The following is a 16,977-nucleotide window of genomic DNA, read 5'->3' as shown; positions in this document are numbered from 1 at the left end:
ATGTCGCACGGAGGTACTTTCGGTGGTAGCACTCATCGGTGGAACGGGGGCGGTCGGGCGCGCAATTGCGCGCGTGCTCCGCGACCAGGGACGCACGTACCGAGTGATCGGTCGAAACCAACCATCGCTCGAGAAAGTCTTCGGAAGCGATTCCCGAGCCGAGCTGAGGACGTGGAACGCCGATGCCGTGTCGGCACGTACGGCGCTCGAAGGCATTGATTCGGCGATCTATCTCGTCGGCGTCCCTTACGACCATTTCGAGCTCCACCCGCTCTTGATGCGTGTAACGCTCGAGGGCGCAATAGCGGCCGGCGTCAAGCGGATGTTGCTCATTGGCACCGTCTATCCGTACGGGTTGCCGCGAACGCATACGGTCGACGAAACGCATCCCCGTGAACCCCATACCTTTAATGCGAGGATGCGGAAGCAGCAAGGAGACCTGCTGCTAGCTGCCCACGGTCACGGTATCGAAACGGTGGAGTTGCGTCTACCCGATCTCTACGGACCCGGCATGGAAAAGAGTTATCTGACCGCGCAATTCGCGAACGCGCCGAAGGGAGAACGTTCGATGATGATCGGCCCCGTGGACGTACGCCACGAGTGGGCGTTCATTCCCGATTGCGCTGCCGTAGCCGTCCGGTTGCTCGACGATTCACGCAGCTACGGAACGTTTTGGAACTACGGAGGTCCGGGTGAAATCACGCTGCGCCAGTTTTCGGACAAAATCTATGCCGCATGCGGCCATAAGCCGCGATACTTCGTCGTGAACAAAACCTTGCTCCAAATCTTCGGCATCTTCAACCCCCAAATGCGACGCCTCGCCGAGATGAATTACCTGATGTCGAATCCGATCGTTCTCAGCGACGCGAGGCTGAGCAGTCTCCTCGGCGAGCTTCCTAAAACCAGCTACGACGATGGAATTCGCCTGACGCTCGCGCGTACGGACGAATCGCCGTTGTGACCGGCTACGGTGACTCGCTGCGTAGGATCGCGGCTGCGGCGGCGCGTTCAGCCTCAGCAAAGGGGCACTGAGCTTTTGCCAGCCGCAGCAGCTCGCGCCCACGATCGTTCCGGCCGCTTTGCAAATCGTGCACGCCCGAATAAAAGCGGGCTTCACAGAGCTGCATTCGGGCGGTAAAAGGGGAGGACGATACCGCAGCGGCCTCGAGCGCGCTAAACGGCATCGCGCCCAGATAGGCTCGAATGACTGGAGCCGGCCATTTCGGCAACGTCGCCGCTTTCGCAGCGACGGCCGGTGCCCGAAGGTGGAGTGAGCGGCTCGCAACGACCAACCATAGAGCGGCGTACGCATCATTTGGATTGGTCTCGTACGCGCGCTTTGCGTTCTTTAAAGCCATCGACACATCTCCAATGGAGAACTTCACCACCGCTAGCTCGAGAAACGCTCGCTGCCCGTTTGGAGCTCGCGACGCTTCGGTGAAGTCCCGAATTGCCTTGGCTGAGTCTCCCTTCGAAAAATACGCTGCACCGCGTCCTTCCAGCACGTACGGCTGCGACGGTTGCTGTTGGAGCACCGCATCAAACGCCGCGATCGCCGCCGAAAAGTACCCCAGATTTGAGTACGCCGCGGCGAGCGCATATTGCGCCGAACTTCCGTCGATTTGGTTCGCCTTAAACTGTTTCAGTGCACTCGCAGCGTCGGCGGTCGCCAAGTCGTCATCACCAAGCGCCTCACGAATCAAAGCCCGCAGGGTGTACGCATTGCCGACGTCGGAACCCACCGCGTAATTTGCATCCTCCTGCGCTTGCGCATACTTCCCTAGCCGGTAATACGCCAGTGCTCGGCCGTACCGCGCCGTCTTCGACTCCGGTTCCGTAGCGATCGCCACGGAATAGTCGGAAGCGGCCGCAGAAAAATTACCGCTTTTCAGTTCGATTGCCGCGCGCGCGGTACGCGGAAGAGCTTCGTTTGGGTACGTCGCGATCGCTCGGTCGCACTCCATCTGCGGACGTACTTCCTCGGCGTGCAAGAATTCTTGACGGATGCCTTCATCGATCAGGCCGGTCGTACCGCCGGTTTCCAGCACGGCCGCAGGCGCGTAACCCGAGTTTTCCAGTACATCCACGGTCAGCCAGCCCAGATCGGAGAAGTGATCGGGCACGGATTTTCCAACGGCGTCAAAGTCTTCTTTTTGCAGACGTTTGGTTAGGGCCGTTATGAGCGTCGCATCAGCGTGCACTCCAGCGAAGATGATATCGGTGAGATGAAGGCGTTTGGGAACCACGCAATTTCCGGCCGGCGCCGGGCCCGCCGTCGCGTACGCTCGAGACTGAACCAGCACGGCGGCAATGCAAAGGGCTGCCGCCACCAATCGGATGAATAGCAGGGACATGCAACGACCGTTACCGTGCCGCGCATGCTCGGTCCTGGGGCTCATGCTGACTGGATCGCTCCTTTTCTTTTCTCTATCGGCGCCTTCGCGAGCTCAATCGAACGACGGGCCGCCGTACGTCACCGTTGAAGGGCAACGAATGTCGTACCAAGACATACTCGACCTGACCGCGTACGTGCTTGGGGCGACCGAACTGATGCACGATGCGATTACGAAGGCGCCTGCGGACATGCCCAAGGACTTTCCCTATGTCTTTTACGCGGGCAAGGACGCCGGCGGGAAACCGGTGCTTTGGATATCGAGTGCGGTGAGCGCTCACGTCGTGAAACCGCCGGAGTTCGACCGTGAGGTGCAGCGCGAAGAGGAGGCATCCGCAATGCTCGCGACGCTCGACATGGGGAAAGCCAGCTCGAACTGGCAGCGCGTGTATGCGACCGTCAAGAACGACCCGGCGCGATTGGCGGCACTTGGTGCGGAACTCGAAGGCGCAATCCGCGACATGAGCGCCGCGATCGTGGCAATATCGGCGGCTAATCGTCAATGGATGTTCGCGAATCTTACCGAGGGGATGCCCCGAGCCCAAGTATATCGCGCGCTGCGGTTGCACGGCCTGGCAGCAAAGGGCGACGTGGTGTCGCTTCCTGGACGGTTTGAGCCGGGCTGCTACTTTTCGACCAACGTCACGATGACGTTTGACGCAAGCGAGAGGCTCGACAAGATGGATTTGAGCCAGCCGATTCCCGACTGCTTGTGACGTGCCGGCTTAGGAAGCTTCATTGGCAGAATCGTTCTTGACCGCGCGCTGGCACTATCTTGCGATGCTCAACTACGCCGTCGATCCGTCGCTGCTGGCAGCCCGCATTCCACCCGGCACGGAGCTCGATTTCTTCGGCGATCGCACCTACGTCAGCGTGGTCGGCTTCCGCTTTCTGCAGACGCGCGTGCTGGGCGTTGCGGTGCCGCTGCATCAGGATTTCGACGAGATCAACCTCCGCTTTTACGTCCGGCGGCGCGCCGAAGACGGCTGGCGCCGCGGCGTCGTCTTCGTCCGGGAGCTCGTTCCGAAGCCGGCGATTGCGACCGTCGCGCGGCTGGCATTTTGCGAGCCCTACGCTTCGGTAACGATGCGGCACGACGTACGCGACGAGGGAATGGGTTCCGCGCGACGCGTGTCGGCCACATACGGCTGGCTCGATCGCGGCGGCGACTGCACCATTGCTTTACGCGCGCTCGGCGATCCCGCACTTCCGGCACCCGGCAGTGCCGAGGAGTTCATCGCCGAACATTATTGGGGGTACGGCGTGGACCGCAAGCGACGAGGTTTGGAGTACGGCGTGCGTCACGATCCGTGGCGCGTCTGGAAAGCTCACGACGCAACGTTCTCCGGAAACGCCGCACCGGCGTACGGGACGGAGTTCGCGCGAGTACTCGACGCAACGCCCGACTCCGCATTCTTAGCCGAAGGATCTCCGATATCGGTATCGTGGGCGAGCATCGTTCGAGCGTAAACGGCGTCGTGCTTTACGACGGCGCGTGCGGATTCTGCACCGATTGGCTACGCCATTGGACGCCGATACTGCATCGCCATCGCTACGGTGTCGACACGCTGCAAGCGCCGTGGGTCGCACAGCGCTTGGGCATGAACGTCGACGAACTGCTTTCCGACATTCGCTTGATTCGTCCGGACGGCACGCTGATTTCCGGCGCCGACGTCTATCTCGACGTCATGCGCAGGGTGTGGTGGGCGTATCCGCTCTACGCCGTGTGCCGGCTTCCGGGCTTTAACGCGGTTTTTAGAAACGCTTATCGTTCGTTCGCGCGAAATCGTTACTGCATTTCCGGTCAGTGCTCGATCGATTCGTCACACCGTTCTTAGCCGGCGCGTTGTAATCTCGAGTTTCCTCAACCAACGCTTTTCGTGAGGTGCCGCGTGAAAAAAACGCTTTGGGCCACCCTCGTCTTCCTTGCGCTCATCGCCCCAATCGGTACGACCGCGGAGCCTCCCGAACGCACGAGCACCGTGCGCGACCGCGACCTCGTGAACGTCACGGTCTATAACGGAACCATGTCGCTCGTGCACGACCGGCGAAAGTTCTCGCTCGACGAAGGGGTCAATCGCATTGCGTGGCGCGATGTCAGCGCGCAAATGGACGCAACGTCTGCGCTCTTGGAGAGTCTCGACGGCGGCAGCGTGCAAGTGCTCGAGCAGAACCTCGATTACGATCTGCTCAATCCCAGCGCACTGTTGCAGAAATACGTCGGGCGCGACGTCGTGGTCGTTCACGATCCGCAGTTCGCCGGGCAGCGCGCGACGCGCGAGACGGCCCGCGTTCTCGCCGCCGGCGACGGCAACGTCGTTTTGCGTTATCGCGACCGCATCGAAACCGAGGTGCGCGGACACATCATCTTTCCGACGGCGACCGGGCGATTTCGCGATCAACCGACGCTCGTGCTCGACTTGGCGAGCTCGCGCGGAGGGAAGCAGACGGTCGATTTAAGCTATCTCACCGGCGGCTTGAGCTGGCGCGCCGATTACGTCGGATCGCTCGACGGCGACGAAAAGCACATGAATCTCACGGGATTGGTGACCCTCACGAACGAGAGCGGCACGTCGTACGACGATGCGCGCGTGCAGCTCGTTGCCGGCAACGTCAACGTCGTGACGCCGATCGCCCTCAGGACGATCGCTCACGTCACGGCGAGAAGCGCCTACGCGCCTAACGCGCAGCAAGAGAACTACTTCGAGTACCACCTCTACACGCTGGGGCGCCGCACGACCATCGAAAACAATCAAACCAAGCAGGTGACGCTTCTCACGGCTCGCGACGTGCCGATCCAAAAGACGCTCGAGCTTCGTGGTTCCGCAAATTATTACTATAATGCCGACGCCGACCTCGGGGATAAGCTCCCCGTCGCGGTGTACGTCACGTTCGAAAATCGCGACGGCGATCTCGGAATCCCCTTGCCTGGCGGTGTCGTCAGATTGTACGAGAACGACTCCCGCGGATTGTCGCAGTTCTTGGGTTCCGACTCGATTCAACATACGCCCAAGAACGAGTCGGTGCGCCTGCATCTCGGCGACTCGTTCGACGTGACCGCCAACAAGAAGCAGACCTCTTTCCATTTCGTTGGAAACGGCTCGTGCGAAACCGATAGCTCGTACGAGGTTCGGCTCGGTAACGCAAAGCCGCAAGCGCAGGACGTGCAAGTCGTCGAACCGATACCGGCCGAGTGGTGGATCCCCAGCGAAAGCCTGCCGCACGTGAAAACCTCGTCGGCGACGGCGACCTGGACCGTCACCGTGCCTGCAGAATCGCACGTGACGCTCGCCTACACGGCGCGCGTGAAGTGGTGCGGGTAACGATCGTGAACAAAGCGCTTTTGGCCACGTTTGTCTTCCTCGCGCTCGTATCGCCGCTGGCTACGCTCGGCGACCCCGCGGAAAGAACGAGCACGGTCAACGATCGCGAGCTCGTCAACGTTACCGTCTATAACGGCTCCATGTCGCTCGTGCACGATCGGCGGAAACTCTCGCTCGACGAAGGACTCAATCGCGTCGCGTGGCGCGACGTCAGCGCGCAGATGGACGCGACGTCCGCCCTGCTCGAAGATCTCGACGGCGGCGGCGTGCAGGTGCTCGAGCAGAACCTCGATTACGATTTGCTCAACCCGAGCGCGCTACTGCAGAAATACGTCGGGCGCGACGTGGTCGTGGTTCACGATCCGCAATTTGCCGGGCAGCGCGAAACGCGCGAAACCGCCCGAGTTCTGGCCGCCAACGACGGTAACGTCATCCTACGCTACCCGGATCGCATCGAAACCGCGGTTCGCGGACACATCATCTTTCCGACCGCGACCGGACGATTCCGCGATCAGCCGACCCTGGTATTGGATCTAGCGAGTAAGCGCGCGGGACGGCAAACGGTCGACTTGAGCTATATGACCGGCGGCCTAAGCTGGCGCGCCGACTACGTGGGCGCCCTCACGACCAACGAAAAGCACATGAATCTCACCGGCCTGGTGACCCTCACGAACGAGAGCGGCGCCTCGTACGACGACGCACGCGTTCAGCTCGTGGCCGGCAACGTCAACATCGCCGAGCCTCAAACGGCCGCGGGAGCCGGCGCGCTCGTCAAATCGGGTACCGTGAACGATCTCTACTCGGTCAACGCGCAGCAAGAGAACTACTTCGAGTATCACCTCTACACGCTCGGCCGCCGTACGACGATCGAGAACAATCAAACCAAACAAGTGACCTTGCTTGCCGCGCACGAGGTGCCGATCCATAAGACTTTGGAGCTGCGGGGCTCCCCGGACTATTACGAAAACGCAAACGCCGATCTCGGCGACAAATTACCCATCGGCGTGTACGTCTCGTTCGAAAACCGTAATGGCGACCTCGGCATTCCGCTCCCCGGCGGTGTCGTGCGGCTGTATAAGAACGACTCGCGCGGACTTTCGCAGTTCTTAGGATCCGACTCCATCGAGCATACGCCCAAGAACGAAACGGTTCGCCTCCATCTCGGCGACTCGTTCGACGTAACCGCGAAAAAGAAGCAGACCGGCTTTCACTTCACGGGCAGAGGCTCGTGCGCGACCGAGAGTTCGTACGAGATTCGCCTCGGCAATGCGAAACCGCAGCCGCAAGACGTTCTCGTCATCGAACCGATTCCGGCGCAATGGTGGATCCTCGACGAAAACATGCACCACGTGAAATCGTCTTCGTCGACGGCGACGTGGGCCGTCCGTGTGCCCGCGGAATCGCACGTGACCCTCACCTACACGGCGCGCGTGAAGTGGTGCGGTTAGACGGCGCCGGTTTCTTCGCGGTCTTGACGGTCGAGGTTCTCGACCTTTTCATCGCGCAGCCACTGGTTGGCGGCGCGAATCTTTTCCGGCGAAATAGTGGCTTTCAACCAGGCGACGATCGATTCGTCGTCGGGGCGGGTGCGAATCGCTTCCTCGAAGCGCGCCGGATCGATGCCCCACCGCGAAAGAACGCCTTTATCCATTGGGCACGGATAGATGTAGTCGTGAATCGTTCCGTCGGCCGCGGCGCGGGCTTTATCGAACACGCGCAGCAGCCACATCGCGCCGGCGGCTTCGTCGCGGCCGCGGCGCGGAAACGTCTTCCCATCGCGAAAATCCGTAGGCACGATCGTCTCCTCTAATCGCCTGAAAACAGTGCGTTGGTCGGACCGTAGTCCAGGTTGCGCGCCGTACGCACGACGGCGCTGTCGCCGTCGCGCAAAAACGCCTCAGCCGCTTCCCGCGCGGCACCGTAAGCCAACGCGGCCAGTGACTCGCCGGCGCTCAATCGGCGCACACCCGCCGCGAACAGCTCGCTCGCGGCCGGCAGCCCCGGAACCGCAAAGACCCCGAGCGGTATCGTGACGTCGCGCGCAATCGCGGCCATCGCTTGCGTGTCGTCTAACCCGGGAACGAACAACCCGCCGGCGCCGGCTTGCGCGTAACGCTTTCCGCGCGCAATCGTTTCCCGTACGGCATCGTCGCCGGCCGCCAGCTCGCGGAGATAGACGTCGCATCGCGCGTTGACGAAAACGTCGCACCGTTGCACGATCGCCTCGATCTTCGTCGCGAGCAAGCTCGTGTCGCGACCTCCGTCTTCGATATTTATACCCGCGACGCCGAGGTCGACGAGACGCTCGATCAGTTCGGCAACAGCCTGCGGATCGTCCGAATATCCGCCTTCGACGTCGATCGAGAGCGGCAGGTCTCCGATGACGCGCCGAATCCGGCGCACTGCTGCGAGCAGATCTTCGCGCGGCAAGACGTCGCCGTCGGCAAAGCCGCACGCCCACGCAAGGCCGGCGCTGGTCGTCGCGATCGCGCGCGCCCCGAGCTGCCGAAAAATCGCCGCGGACGCCGCGTCCCACGCGTTGGGTAAAAGCAAAACCTCGTCGCCGTGATGCAAGGCGCGAAAGGCGGCGGCTGCACTTTGTGTTTGCACGTTATTTCTCGACTTTCGCGGTTTTAATGTAATCGAGCTTCGGAAATGCTTTAAGCAGATACGCGTTACCGCGCGCGTCGATCTCACCTTGATCGGGCTGCTCGCCGTACCCGGGATAGATCTTGTCGACGTTCTCCATTCCGCTGACGACGCGGCCGATCGTTGCAAATCCCGCACCGTCGAGATTTGCGTTGTCTCCGAGGTTGATGAACAGATCCGTGGTTCGGCTGTTCGGCGCATTCGTTGCGGCGAACGAAACGGTTCCACGAACGTTGGACGCCTTGACCGGATCGTCTTGAATCGGCGCGTTCCACTTCTTCGACACCTTCGGATCGGCGGCGATGCCCCATTGAACGACGAACCCCGGCACGACGCGATAGAAACGCGCTCCGTCGTAGAAATGCGCCTGCACGAGCTCTTTGAAATGTTTCGCACCGTTGGGCGCGAGCGCCGGATCGACCTCGATCGTGACGGGTCCGCGCGACGTGTTCATCAATACCCGGTACGTTCCGGGCGCGGCCGATGACGCCGGTGCGTCCGAGGACGCTTGCTGCTTCGCGCCGCTGCAAGCGGCCAGCGAGAGGGCAAGAAGTGCGACGGCAGCCCTTTTGATCATAGGGCCGGGTTATCGAGCGCACCGCGATGGTTCCTCCACGAAACGGGAATAACGGGACGCATGAAAGCCGCTATGATAGAACATCGTGGTGAAACCGCCGCGATCAAAGACGTTGCCGACCCGCGGCCCGGCGAACGCGAGATCCTCGTTCGCGTCACCGCTGCCGGCGTCAACCCCGTCGATTGGAAGACGCGCGATGCGGGCGAGCGCAGCCTTCCCTTCATCTTAGGTCAAGACTTTGCCGGGATCGTCGTCGGTGCCGGCGAGCGCGCGCAGAAATACAACCTCGACGAGCGCGTGTTCGGGATTGCCCGCGAGCACGGTGCGTACGCGCAGCTGACCGTGATTCCCGAAGACGACCACACGCAGCCGGTTGCAAAGATTCCCGATTCGCTCGGCGACGCCCAAGCCGCGGCGCTGCCGACGTCCGGGTTGACCGCATTGGCCTCGCTCGACGCGCTCGGCGTGCAATCCGGCACGAAGGTATTGATTCTCGGTGCGACCGGCGGCGTGGGAAGCTTCGCCGTTCAGATCGCACGCGATCGCGGCGCGCATATCATCGGCACGGCGCGCGCCGAAAACGAGGAGCTGGCGCGATCCTTCGGCGTCGACGAGTTCGTCGCGTACGACCGCGACGATCCGGTCGCCGAGGTCAAGCGCTCGCATCCCGAAGACGTCGACGCAATCCTCGACTTGGTCGACGACTCGGATCGCATTCGCTCGGCCGCGGATATCGTGCGCGAAGGCGGACGAATCGTTTCGACGATCGGCGCCGCCGATCCGGAATGGTTTGCCAAACGCAACGTGACGGCGATCAATCTCGTGATGAACCAGACGCCGCAATCGTCGCACGCGGGGTTGCGCGCGTTGGCGGAAATGGTGGAACAAGGGCGCTTGCGCGTGCCGATCGCGGTCGAACACGCGCTTTCGGATGCGCAACGCGCGCTCGAAGAGAGCAAGTCGGGGAGAATCGACGGGAAGATCGTTTTGACGATCGATTCAACCGGGCCTTAAGAGCGCCTCGCGGCGAGCCCCGCCGTCCATCGATAGAGTCCGAGCACGATCGCCAAGAATGCGATGCCGCCGAGCGCCACCGATGCATTATTGAACGCATCGCCGACCACGGCGATCGGCGACGCATTGCCCGTTCCCACGATGAGTCCGGCAAAGATCACGCCGAAGATGCTCTCGCCGACGATCAGACCCGACGCGACGAGCACGCCCAGCTGCTTGGCGCGTTCGACGTTACGCTGCGTCGTCGCCCATCGATTGTAGAAATGGCCGAGTAGGGCGCCGGCGACGATCGCGGCGGTCGTAACGAACGATAAATAGATCCCCAATCCAACGGCGAGCGGCGGTAGACGAAGCTTGCCGCGCCAGCCGAGGAACTCGTCGAGCGCGATGATCGCAACGCCGGCAACCGCGCCGATGCCAAGCATGCTCCAATCAATCTGCCCCGAGATGATGCCGGTAGCGAGAGCCGTAATGAGCGTCGCTTGCGGCGCGGGCAATGGCTGCGCTCCCGGCGTGACGTTGGCGTTGTGCGCGCCCATGAAACCGTACGCGTGGTTGAGCAGATCGAGGATCGGCGGGATGACGAGCGCACCCATCACGACGCCGACGCACAGCGCGACTTGCTGTCGCCATGGGGTCGCATCGACGAGCTGACCGGTCTTGAGATCCTGCAAGTTGTCGTTGGAAATCGTTGCAACCGCGAGCACGACGGCGGTCATGAACAGCGAGTACGCGATCAAGGCGTTGCTCGCCGCCGGATTGCCGCGTCCGGCAAGCAGGATCAGCATCAGCGACGCACCGACCACGCCGAGAATGCCCAAACCGGAAACCGGACTGTTCGAAGAGCCGATCAAGCCGGCCATGTATCCGCACGCGGCCGCGACGAGAAAACCGACGATCGTGATGTAGACCAGTGTGCACAGAATCAGCGGCACGGCAAGCGATTGCAGCGCGCCGCCCCAGATGAACGTTGCGAGCAGCACGCCGAGCGGTATCAAGCACATCACCGAAACGGCGGCCACGATTCCGATTGGAATGTCTCGCTCGGTGCGCGGCAGCGCGGACGATCCGACTTCCGACCGGCGCCGTGAAGCGGCCAACGCCGAGGTGACTCCGCTGTAGACGGGAACGACCAGCTTCGCGAGCGTCCAGATTGCCGCGATCCCGATCGCGCCGGCTCCGATGAAGCGTACCTTGTGCTGCCATACGTCCAGCGCTACGGTTGCAGCCGCACCCGCGACCGGATGCAATGCCGTGAGAATCGGCGTCGCGATTCCCCACGCGATCACGAGTCCGGCAAGGATCGCCATACCGACGGAAAGTCCGACGAGGTGTCCCGCCCCGACGAGTGCAAACGAAAGCCCGAATCCGAATCCGGTCGCGCCGCCGCCGGCGCGAAAGTATCCCGCGATCGTTGCAGCAAAAATCCGCATGTTGACGACGACGGCGTACAGCGCCGAAACCACACTGCCGACGACCAGCGCGAGCAAACCGGCCCGATTGTGCTCGGCCGCGTCGGCCGCGGTCGCTTGCGTTCCGACTTTGAGAACTTCGGCCGCGGCGACGCCTTCGGGATACGGCAAATCGGACTGTGCGACGAGCGCGCGCCGTAGCGGGACGCTGTACATGACGCCAAGGATACCGCCGATCGCGCAGACGCCGAACCCTTCCCAGAACGGAAAGCCGGTCCACCATCCGATCATCACGAGACCGGGTAACACGAAGATGACGGCCGAGAGCGTTCCCGCCGCCGACGCCACGGTCTGAACGATGTTGTTTTCGAAGATGCTCGCGTTCTTGAACGCGCGCAGCACCGCCATCGAGATGACCGCTGCGGGTATCGTCGACGCGAACGTAAGACCGACTTTTAAACCGAGATAGATGTTCGCCGCGGTGAAGACGAGGGTAATGGCGCCTCCGAGAATCAGCGCCCGCCAGGTCAGTTCGACGCGGTCGTCATCCTTTCGGGAGTCGACCGAATGCATCGCGGCTTGTTTGCTCGAATGAGGAAGCGTCGACCTGCGCGTTTTACCGCGATTTAACCTGCTCTCCATCGACCCACTCGACCAGCTCGTCCCAGGCGCCCATCATCTCCGCATGCCCCGAACGCAGCTCCGGGAAGTTCGGATCGTCGGCCCACGCATCGACGTGCGTAGCTCCCGCGACGACCCGCGAGCGATAGAGCGCCGCTTTGCCGGCGCGTTCCACGAGCGCGCGGTACCGATCGCAATGCAGTGCGGGCGGCGTGAGATAGTCGAGCTCCGACCCCACCTCAACAGTTTTACACCGGATCTCCCCGGTATTGGAAAAGCCCTCGATACGCGAGCCGATCTCGGGCGAGCGATCCGGGTTCCACTCCCCTATTCGGCTCGTCCAGGATTCCGCGGGCGCCGGATCGCGCACGTCGCCGTACGCAATCGACGTTTCGGGATCGAGGTGCATCGCGTGCAGCCATAAGGTGACGTACCAGTAGACCGCGGCGTGCTTTTGCTCGAGCCGTGATAACTCCCGGCCTTCCGACGCGGACCCAATCGCGTCGCTCAACGCACGGCAGACGTTATGCTCCGGCGTCCACAGAACGGGATTCCACGTGAGCGCGCCGTCAAACAGATCGCACGTTTCGACGGCGCGGCGAACTTGGTAACCGCCGTTCGACAGACCGATCGCGTACGTCACGTCGGGCTCGCGACCGCAACGCTCCGCGAGAAACTCGCGCGCCGTTTGCGCGAGTTCTACCATTTCGTCGCGCCATCGTTCGATTCGGCGGTCCGGTGCGTGTTGCCAGAAGACGATCGAGTAGCCGTTGCCCACCGGAAAACGCGGAAGGTCCACGTCGTCGACGGCGAGTTTTGCGCCGGGTTCGAGCAACGTTACGCCGTCGCCGTTGCCTTTGTTTCCGCAGACGTACGCATAGTCGCGCGCGAGCAGAACGTCGCCGAAGATGCGATCGCAAGCAAACTCGCTGCGCTGGCCCGGACATCCCGCGACGACGAGCCTTCCGTTCCAGTTCGACGGAACGCGCAGGACGAATCGCTCGCCGGGCCATAGCGATCCCGACGCGTGCCATCCAGCAATGGGCTCGGTAATCTGCGGCGTAGCCGATGCCGTGATTTCCGCCGCGTCGCGCGTCGCGGGCGCACGCAGGTCGGCAACGTTTTCGACATGTAACAAAGCCCGTCGCCGTGAGGCTACGGGCTTTGTCGTGTCTCCGGTCATGTCTCGCCTGTTTGAGATCGTGTCCAACCTCCCACCGACGTTCTCGACTAGATTCGATCGTCCCACTCGGAAGCGCACTTGCGTGCGAATCGTCAACGTGTTTGGATCGCGGTCTTACACGTTCCGCACTTCGTTGTTCACCGAAGTGTTTGCATGGTAGCAAAGGCGAGCCGGCGCGTGCAAGCGCAATTCGGCGCACTCCACAACGTCTCCACAAGAAAATGTCGATTGCCCACAGGTTCTCGACAGAGAGGGCTCGCTCGGGCCCCTCAGGGAGTAGGCCACCCGCCGGGGATGGACGAAATACGGGTTCGTTACGGGTTTTTACGGATCCAAGGGGCAGCGGGCGAACGGTACCCTATGAGGGACCAGAGATTCGCTCGCTAGGATGCGGGAAAGACATGCACGACCAGGCTCTCATCTGGAATACTGATGCCAACTTAGAGGTCACGTCGTTCACGGCTCGGCTTCGTGAGCTCGCGGGCATTGGTGAGGTGCGTGGCCGCATCACGGTGAGCGATCTCTGGCGCGAAGACCTCCCCTACAGCGTCCCGGTTCTCGCCCACCGGTGGGCCCTCGACGGTGAGTGCGTCTCGTTCGAGGCGCCGGCCCATGGCGCGACCTACCGGTTCGACTTGCAGCCCCTCTACGGACCCGAGGGAGGCGTCGTAGGGGTCAGCGGCTGCGCGGTAGCGGTCGCCGACCCCGACACCGGACAGTTCTCCCCCAGCATCTATGCGGCGGCCGAGCGCCGTGCGGGTGTCGGCATCTGGCACGAAGACCTGCGCACCGGCCGCACCACGATCTCGAGCGGGCTGGCGGCGATGCTGGAAATCGATCCGGCCGCGCCGTTCGACGTCCGTGCCTTCGATCACCCCGAAGATCGCGCCGAGATCGCGCGCGCACTGGCCGATCCCGACGCGTCGGAGCGGTACACGTGCGACCACCGGGTGTGCTTCGGCCAGAGCCGCCTGCGCGCCGTGCGCGAGCGGCTCGACACGATCGTCGATCAGCGCGGCATGGCCGTCGCGCGGCTGGGCACGCTCGTCGATATCAGCGACCTTAAAGAGCGCGTCGACGAGCTCGCAGACCTGGCGCTCTGCGATCCGCTGACGCGGCTGGCGAACCGGGCGCTGCTGCTCGAGCGGCTTGCAGCCGCCGTAGCGCGGACGGCCCGGTACGGGACCCTCTCGGCGGTGCTGTTCATCGACTTAGATGGATTCAAGACCGTCAACGATACGTGCGGGCACGATGCCGGAGACCGTCTGCTCCAAGAACTTTCCGATCACTTGCAGTCGCACTTCCGCCCCACCGATACGATCGCGCGCCTGGGCGGCGACGAGTTCGTCGTCGTCGTCGAAGACTTGTACAGCGAAGAAGCCGCGGTTTCCGCGGCACAAAAACTGCTGACGAGTCTAACGCGCACGTTTGCCATCGGTCCGCAGAACGTCTCGATCGGTGCGAGCATCGGCGTGGCCGTCGTGCCGCGATGCTCGACCGTTCCTGAAGAACTGCTCGCGATGGCCGATCACGAGATGTACGCCGTCAAGCGCAGTGGCGGAGGAGGCGTGAAGCTGGTGGCGTGCGCGCCGGTTCGGGAGCCTCCACCCGCGTCCAACAGCCTGCAAACCGCATAACAAAAACGCCGCACCAGAAACCGATGCGGCGTTATTCTGCCCGTGCGTCTTCTAGGGCTGCATCGTCGACATCGGCGTCGGCGAGGGCGTGGGCGTGGGCGTCGTTTGTGCTTGTGCCTTTGCCATGTTCGCGCCCGCGGCGGCGACGACGGCCATCAATGCCAAAGCAGCTAACAAACCTTTCATTGAATCGCATTCCTTCCTCTGAACGAAAAAGAGACAGGGGTATGTCTCACACGCTCCTACCCTCGCAAGCGAGCCTTTTTACGCGGCAAACGCTCGTCAGGCGGGGTTAGCTCGCCCTCGACCTCGGTACTATCCCTGACGCCTTTAGGCGACATTAAGGATGGTATGCTTGACAAAATGTCGCGTGTACATTACTTTAAGTCACATGAACCAGACAGTTCCGAATCCCACCACCTTAGCCTGCCGCCGTTACCTGCGGCAGATGGCCGGCATGACGGTGGTCTATCTGATCGTTCTCTACGTCTCGGTAACCCAGCTCAGGCACATCCACACGGGGACGCTCCATTACCTCATCGCTCTGGTCCCGCTCGTCCCGGTCGCGCTTCTCGTACCGATTTTCATCGGGTATTACCGGAACGTCGACGAGTTCGAACGCCGCATGCAGACGGAATCGCTGGCGATTGCCGGCGGCATTACCGCGGTACTCGGCGCCACCTACGGCTTCTTGGAACTGGCCGGCTTGCCGAATCCGTCGGCATGGTGGACGTGGACCGTATTCATGGTCACGTGGGCGATCGTTCGTCCGATCGTCGGGCGGCACTACAGCCGATGAAAAACCGTATCAAAGTCCTTCGCGCCGAGCGCGACTGGTCGCAGGCGCAGCTCGCCGACCAGCTCGGCATCGCGCGTCAGACCGTCGTGGCCCTCGAGGCCGGCAAATACGCCCCTAGTCTGCCGCTTGCTTTCAAGATCAGCAAGCTCTTCACGAGGCCCGTTGAAGACATCTTCGAGCCGGGATCCGATGATTAGCACCCTGGCACGCGCAGCCGCGCTCGCGCTGGCACTCGGTTTAACCGGCTGTCACCCGGCAACGCTGCGCCTGCACGTCTTGGGTATCGATCTCTCGATCGTCGTGCAGCCGCAGTCCAGCGTCATGGGGTTATAGTTAACAAGAGTATGAGCGTCCTCGACCTTCCCTACACCAGCGACGTCGCTAATGAGACGCGCTCGATTTTCGAGCGCGTAGCGCACGTCATCCCGCCGGTGGAATGGCCGCTGCACGCTCCCTACGTCGCAGCGATCAATCGTCTCAAGCGCGAGCGCAACGCGGTCATTCTCGCGCACAACTACCAAGTTCCCGAGATCTTCTACACCGTCGCCGATATCGTCGGCGACTCGCTGGCACTGGCGATGCAAGCCGCCAAAACCGATGCAGACGTCATAGTGTTGTGCGGCGTTCACTTCATGGCCGAAACCGCAAAGCTGGTCAATCCCGGCAAGACCGTGCTCGTTCCCGATCTCGCGGCGGGATGCTCGCTGGCGGAATCGATCACGGGCGCCGACGTTCGTTTGCTGCGCGAGCGGTACCCCAGCGTTCCGGTCGTTACGTACGTCAACACGTCGGCCGAGGTCAAAGCCGAATCGGACGTTTGCGTGACCAGCGGCAACGCCGTGCAAATCGTCGAAGCGCTCGGCGCGCCCAAAGTCATCTTTCTTCCCGACGAATATCTCGCGAAGTACGTCGCGTCGAAGACCGACGTCGAAATCGTCGCGTGGAAGGGGCACTGCGAAGTTCACGAACGCTTTAGCGGCGAAGACATTCTGCGTTTCCGCCGCGACGATCCGTCACTGGTCGTCATCGCGCATCCCGAGTGTCCCCCCGACGTGCTCGCCGAAGCGGACTTCGTCGGTTCGACGCAAGGCATGGTGGAATACGTCGGCAAGCTGGCCACAAAGCCCAAGGCTCGCGTTCTCTTGATGACCGAATGCTCGATGGCCGACAACGTCTCGGGACGCTACGCCGGCGTCGAGTTCGTGCGGCCGTGCAATCTCTGTCCGCACATGAAGCGCAACACGCTGCCGAAGGTGCTGCACTCGCTCGAAGCGATGGAGTACGAAGTGACGATCGCGCCGGAAATCGCCGAGCGCGCGCGTAAGGCCGTGCAGCGTATGCTCGAGTTCAGCGGCAAGCCCCGCGACTAA

19 protein-coding genes are annotated in these 16,977 nt (G+C 62.3%); 12 read left to right on the top strand and 7 right to left on the bottom strand.

Annotated elements, in window-relative coordinates; genetic code table 11:
* Positions 1-22 precede the first annotated feature (22 nt).
* Positions 23-961: an NAD-dependent epimerase/dehydratase family protein gene (locus tag VGG89_06295; protein ID HEY1976131.1), complete on the top strand. Its 939-nt coding sequence runs from the start codon at positions 23-25 to the stop codon at positions 959-961.
* A gap of 4 nt (positions 962-965) precedes the next feature.
* Here VGG89_06295 and VGG89_06290 read toward each other — a convergent pair whose 3' ends face one another.
* The gene (locus VGG89_06290) at positions 966-2,354 is read right to left on the bottom strand and encodes a tetratricopeptide repeat protein (protein ID HEY1976130.1); all 1,389 of its coding nucleotides are present in this window, start codon (positions 2,352-2,354) and stop codon (positions 966-968) included.
* Positions 2,355-2,493: 139 nt separating this feature from the next.
* On the opposite strand from VGG89_06290, the gene VGG89_06285 reads away from it, so the two are divergent.
* Genes VGG89_06285 through VGG89_06265 form a run of 5 tightly spaced genes read left to right on the top strand, consistent with a single transcriptional unit; the run spans position 2,494 to position 7,163 of the window.
* Positions 2,494-3,108, top strand: a complete 615-nt coding sequence (locus tag VGG89_06285; GenBank protein HEY1976129.1) for a hypothetical protein — start codon at positions 2,494-2,496, stop codon at positions 3,106-3,108.
* A 22-nt stretch (positions 3,109-3,130) separates the two neighbouring features.
* Positions 3,131-3,862 (top strand): DUF2071 domain-containing protein, encoded by a 732-nt coding sequence (locus tag VGG89_06280; protein HEY1976128.1) that lies wholly within the window; start codon positions 3,131-3,133, stop codon positions 3,860-3,862.
* Complete coding sequence (locus VGG89_06275; GenBank protein ID HEY1976127.1) at positions 3,838-4,230, top strand: DCC1-like thiol-disulfide oxidoreductase family protein; 393 nt, start codon at positions 3,838-3,840, stop codon at positions 4,228-4,230. The genes VGG89_06280 and VGG89_06275 overlap by 25 nt, the downstream gene beginning before the upstream one ends.
* Before the next feature lie 54 nt (positions 4,231-4,284).
* The gene (locus VGG89_06270) at positions 4,285-5,715 is read left to right on the top strand and encodes a DUF4139 domain-containing protein (GenBank protein HEY1976126.1); all 1,431 of its coding nucleotides are present in this window, start codon (positions 4,285-4,287) and stop codon (positions 5,713-5,715) included.
* A gap of 5 nt (positions 5,716-5,720) precedes the next feature.
* Complete coding sequence (locus VGG89_06265; protein HEY1976125.1) at positions 5,721-7,163, top strand: hypothetical protein; 1,443 nt, start codon at positions 5,721-5,723, stop codon at positions 7,161-7,163.
* Here the strand turns inward: VGG89_06265 and VGG89_06260 are convergent.
* The 3 genes from VGG89_06260 to VGG89_06250 are packed head-to-tail and all read right to left on the bottom strand — an operon-like array spanning position 7,160 to position 8,941.
* The gene (locus VGG89_06260) at positions 7,160-7,510 is read right to left on the bottom strand and encodes a DUF5069 domain-containing protein (protein HEY1976124.1); all 351 of its coding nucleotides are present in this window, start codon (positions 7,508-7,510) and stop codon (positions 7,160-7,162) included. The genes VGG89_06265 and VGG89_06260 overlap by 4 nt on opposite strands.
* A gap of 11 nt (positions 7,511-7,521) precedes the next feature.
* On the bottom strand, positions 7,522-8,325 hold the full coding sequence (locus tag VGG89_06255) for an isocitrate lyase/phosphoenolpyruvate mutase family protein (protein HEY1976123.1): 804 nt from the start codon (positions 8,323-8,325) through the stop codon (positions 7,522-7,524).
* 1 nt (position 8,326) lies between these two features.
* Positions 8,327-8,941, bottom strand: coding sequence for a peptidylprolyl isomerase (locus VGG89_06250; GenBank protein HEY1976122.1), 615 nt, complete (start codon positions 8,939-8,941; stop codon positions 8,327-8,329).
* Positions 8,942-9,013: 72 nt separating this feature from the next.
* Here VGG89_06250 and VGG89_06245 point away from each other — a divergent pair, with 72 nt between their 5' ends.
* Entirely contained in the window at positions 9,014-9,955 is a 942-nt protein-coding gene (locus VGG89_06245) for an NADP-dependent oxidoreductase (protein HEY1976121.1), read from the top strand.
* Here the strand turns inward: VGG89_06245 and VGG89_06240 are convergent.
* Together VGG89_06240 and VGG89_06235 are read right to left on the bottom strand one after the other, a co-directional pair.
* Positions 9,952-12,009 (bottom strand): oligopeptide transporter, OPT family, encoded by a 2,058-nt coding sequence (locus VGG89_06240; GenBank protein ID HEY1976120.1) that lies wholly within the window; start codon positions 12,007-12,009, stop codon positions 9,952-9,954. The two genes, VGG89_06245 and VGG89_06240, sit on opposite strands and share 4 nt — an antisense overlap.
* Complete coding sequence (locus tag VGG89_06235; protein ID HEY1976119.1) at positions 11,984-13,126, bottom strand: hypothetical protein; 1,143 nt, start codon at positions 13,124-13,126, stop codon at positions 11,984-11,986. The genes VGG89_06240 and VGG89_06235 overlap by 26 nt, the downstream gene beginning before the upstream one ends.
* 446 nt (positions 13,127-13,572) lie before the next feature.
* Between VGG89_06235 and VGG89_06230 the strand changes: the two genes are divergently transcribed.
* Positions 13,573-14,808 carry a GGDEF domain-containing protein gene (locus tag VGG89_06230; protein HEY1976118.1) on the top strand — a complete coding sequence of 412 codons (1,236 nt, stop codon included), beginning with the start codon at positions 13,573-13,575 and terminating at the stop codon, positions 14,806-14,808.
* A gap of 51 nt (positions 14,809-14,859) precedes the next feature.
* On the opposite strand, the gene VGG89_06225 is transcribed toward VGG89_06230, so the two are convergent.
* Complete coding sequence (locus VGG89_06225; GenBank protein ID HEY1976117.1) at positions 14,860-14,994, bottom strand: hypothetical protein; 135 nt, start codon at positions 14,992-14,994, stop codon at positions 14,860-14,862.
* Between the two features lie 205 nt (positions 14,995-15,199).
* Here VGG89_06225 and VGG89_06220 point away from each other — a divergent pair, with 205 nt between their 5' ends.
* The 4 genes from VGG89_06220 to nadA are packed head-to-tail and all read left to right on the top strand — an operon-like array spanning position 15,200 to position 16,977.
* Positions 15,200-15,607, top strand: a complete 408-nt coding sequence (locus VGG89_06220) for a hypothetical protein (protein ID HEY1976116.1) — start codon at positions 15,200-15,202, stop codon at positions 15,605-15,607.
* Positions 15,604-15,804, top strand: a complete 201-nt coding sequence (locus tag VGG89_06215) for a helix-turn-helix transcriptional regulator (GenBank protein ID HEY1976115.1) — start codon at positions 15,604-15,606, stop codon at positions 15,802-15,804. Before VGG89_06220 ends, VGG89_06215 begins: the two co-directional genes overlap by 4 nt.
* Entirely contained in the window at positions 15,797-15,940 is a 144-nt protein-coding gene (locus VGG89_06210) for a hypothetical protein (protein ID HEY1976114.1), read from the top strand. The genes VGG89_06215 and VGG89_06210 overlap by 8 nt, the downstream gene beginning before the upstream one ends.
* An 11-nt stretch (positions 15,941-15,951) precedes the next feature.
* Complete coding sequence (nadA, locus tag VGG89_06205; GenBank protein ID HEY1976113.1) at positions 15,952-16,977, top strand: quinolinate synthase NadA; 1,026 nt, start codon at positions 15,952-15,954, stop codon at positions 16,975-16,977.

Source organism: Candidatus Baltobacteraceae bacterium (genome assembly GCA_036488875.1).
GTDB lineage: Bacteria > Vulcanimicrobiota > Vulcanimicrobiia > Vulcanimicrobiales > Vulcanimicrobiaceae > JAFAHZ01.
This window is presented reverse-complemented; position numbering and strand designations above follow the sequence as displayed.

Excerpts from the sequence above, each read along its gene's own strand:
- VGG89_06290 (HEY1976130.1), bottom strand. The coding sequence starts at position 2,354 with ATGTCCCTGCTATTCATCCGATTGGTGGCGGCAGCCCTTTGCATTGCC.
- VGG89_06285 (HEY1976129.1), top strand. The coding sequence starts at position 2,494 with ATGTCGTACCAAGACATACTCGACCTGACCGCGTACGTGCTTGGGGCG.
- VGG89_06250 (HEY1976122.1), bottom strand. The coding sequence starts at position 8,941 with ATGATCAAAAGGGCTGCCGTCGCACTTCTTGCCCTCTCGCTGGCCGCT.
- VGG89_06245 (HEY1976121.1), top strand. The coding sequence starts at position 9,014 with ATGATAGAACATCGTGGTGAAACCGCCGCGATCAAAGACGTTGCCGAC.
- VGG89_06240 (HEY1976120.1), bottom strand. The coding sequence starts at position 12,009 with ATGGAGAGCAGGTTAAATCGCGGTAAAACGCGCAGGTCGACGCTTCCT.
- VGG89_06230 (HEY1976118.1), top strand. The coding sequence starts at position 13,573 with ATGCACGACCAGGCTCTCATCTGGAATACTGATGCCAACTTAGAGGTC.
- VGG89_06225 (HEY1976117.1), bottom strand. The coding sequence starts at position 14,994 with ATGAAAGGTTTGTTAGCTGCTTTGGCATTGATGGCCGTCGTCGCCGCC.
- VGG89_06220 (HEY1976116.1), top strand. The coding sequence starts at position 15,200 with ATGAACCAGACAGTTCCGAATCCCACCACCTTAGCCTGCCGCCGTTAC.
- VGG89_06215 (HEY1976115.1), top strand. The coding sequence starts at position 15,604 with ATGAAAAACCGTATCAAAGTCCTTCGCGCCGAGCGCGACTGGTCGCAG.
- VGG89_06210 (HEY1976114.1), top strand. The coding sequence starts at position 15,797 with ATGATTAGCACCCTGGCACGCGCAGCCGCGCTCGCGCTGGCACTCGGT.
- nadA (HEY1976113.1), top strand. The coding sequence starts at position 15,952 with ATGAGCGTCCTCGACCTTCCCTACACCAGCGACGTCGCTAATGAGACG.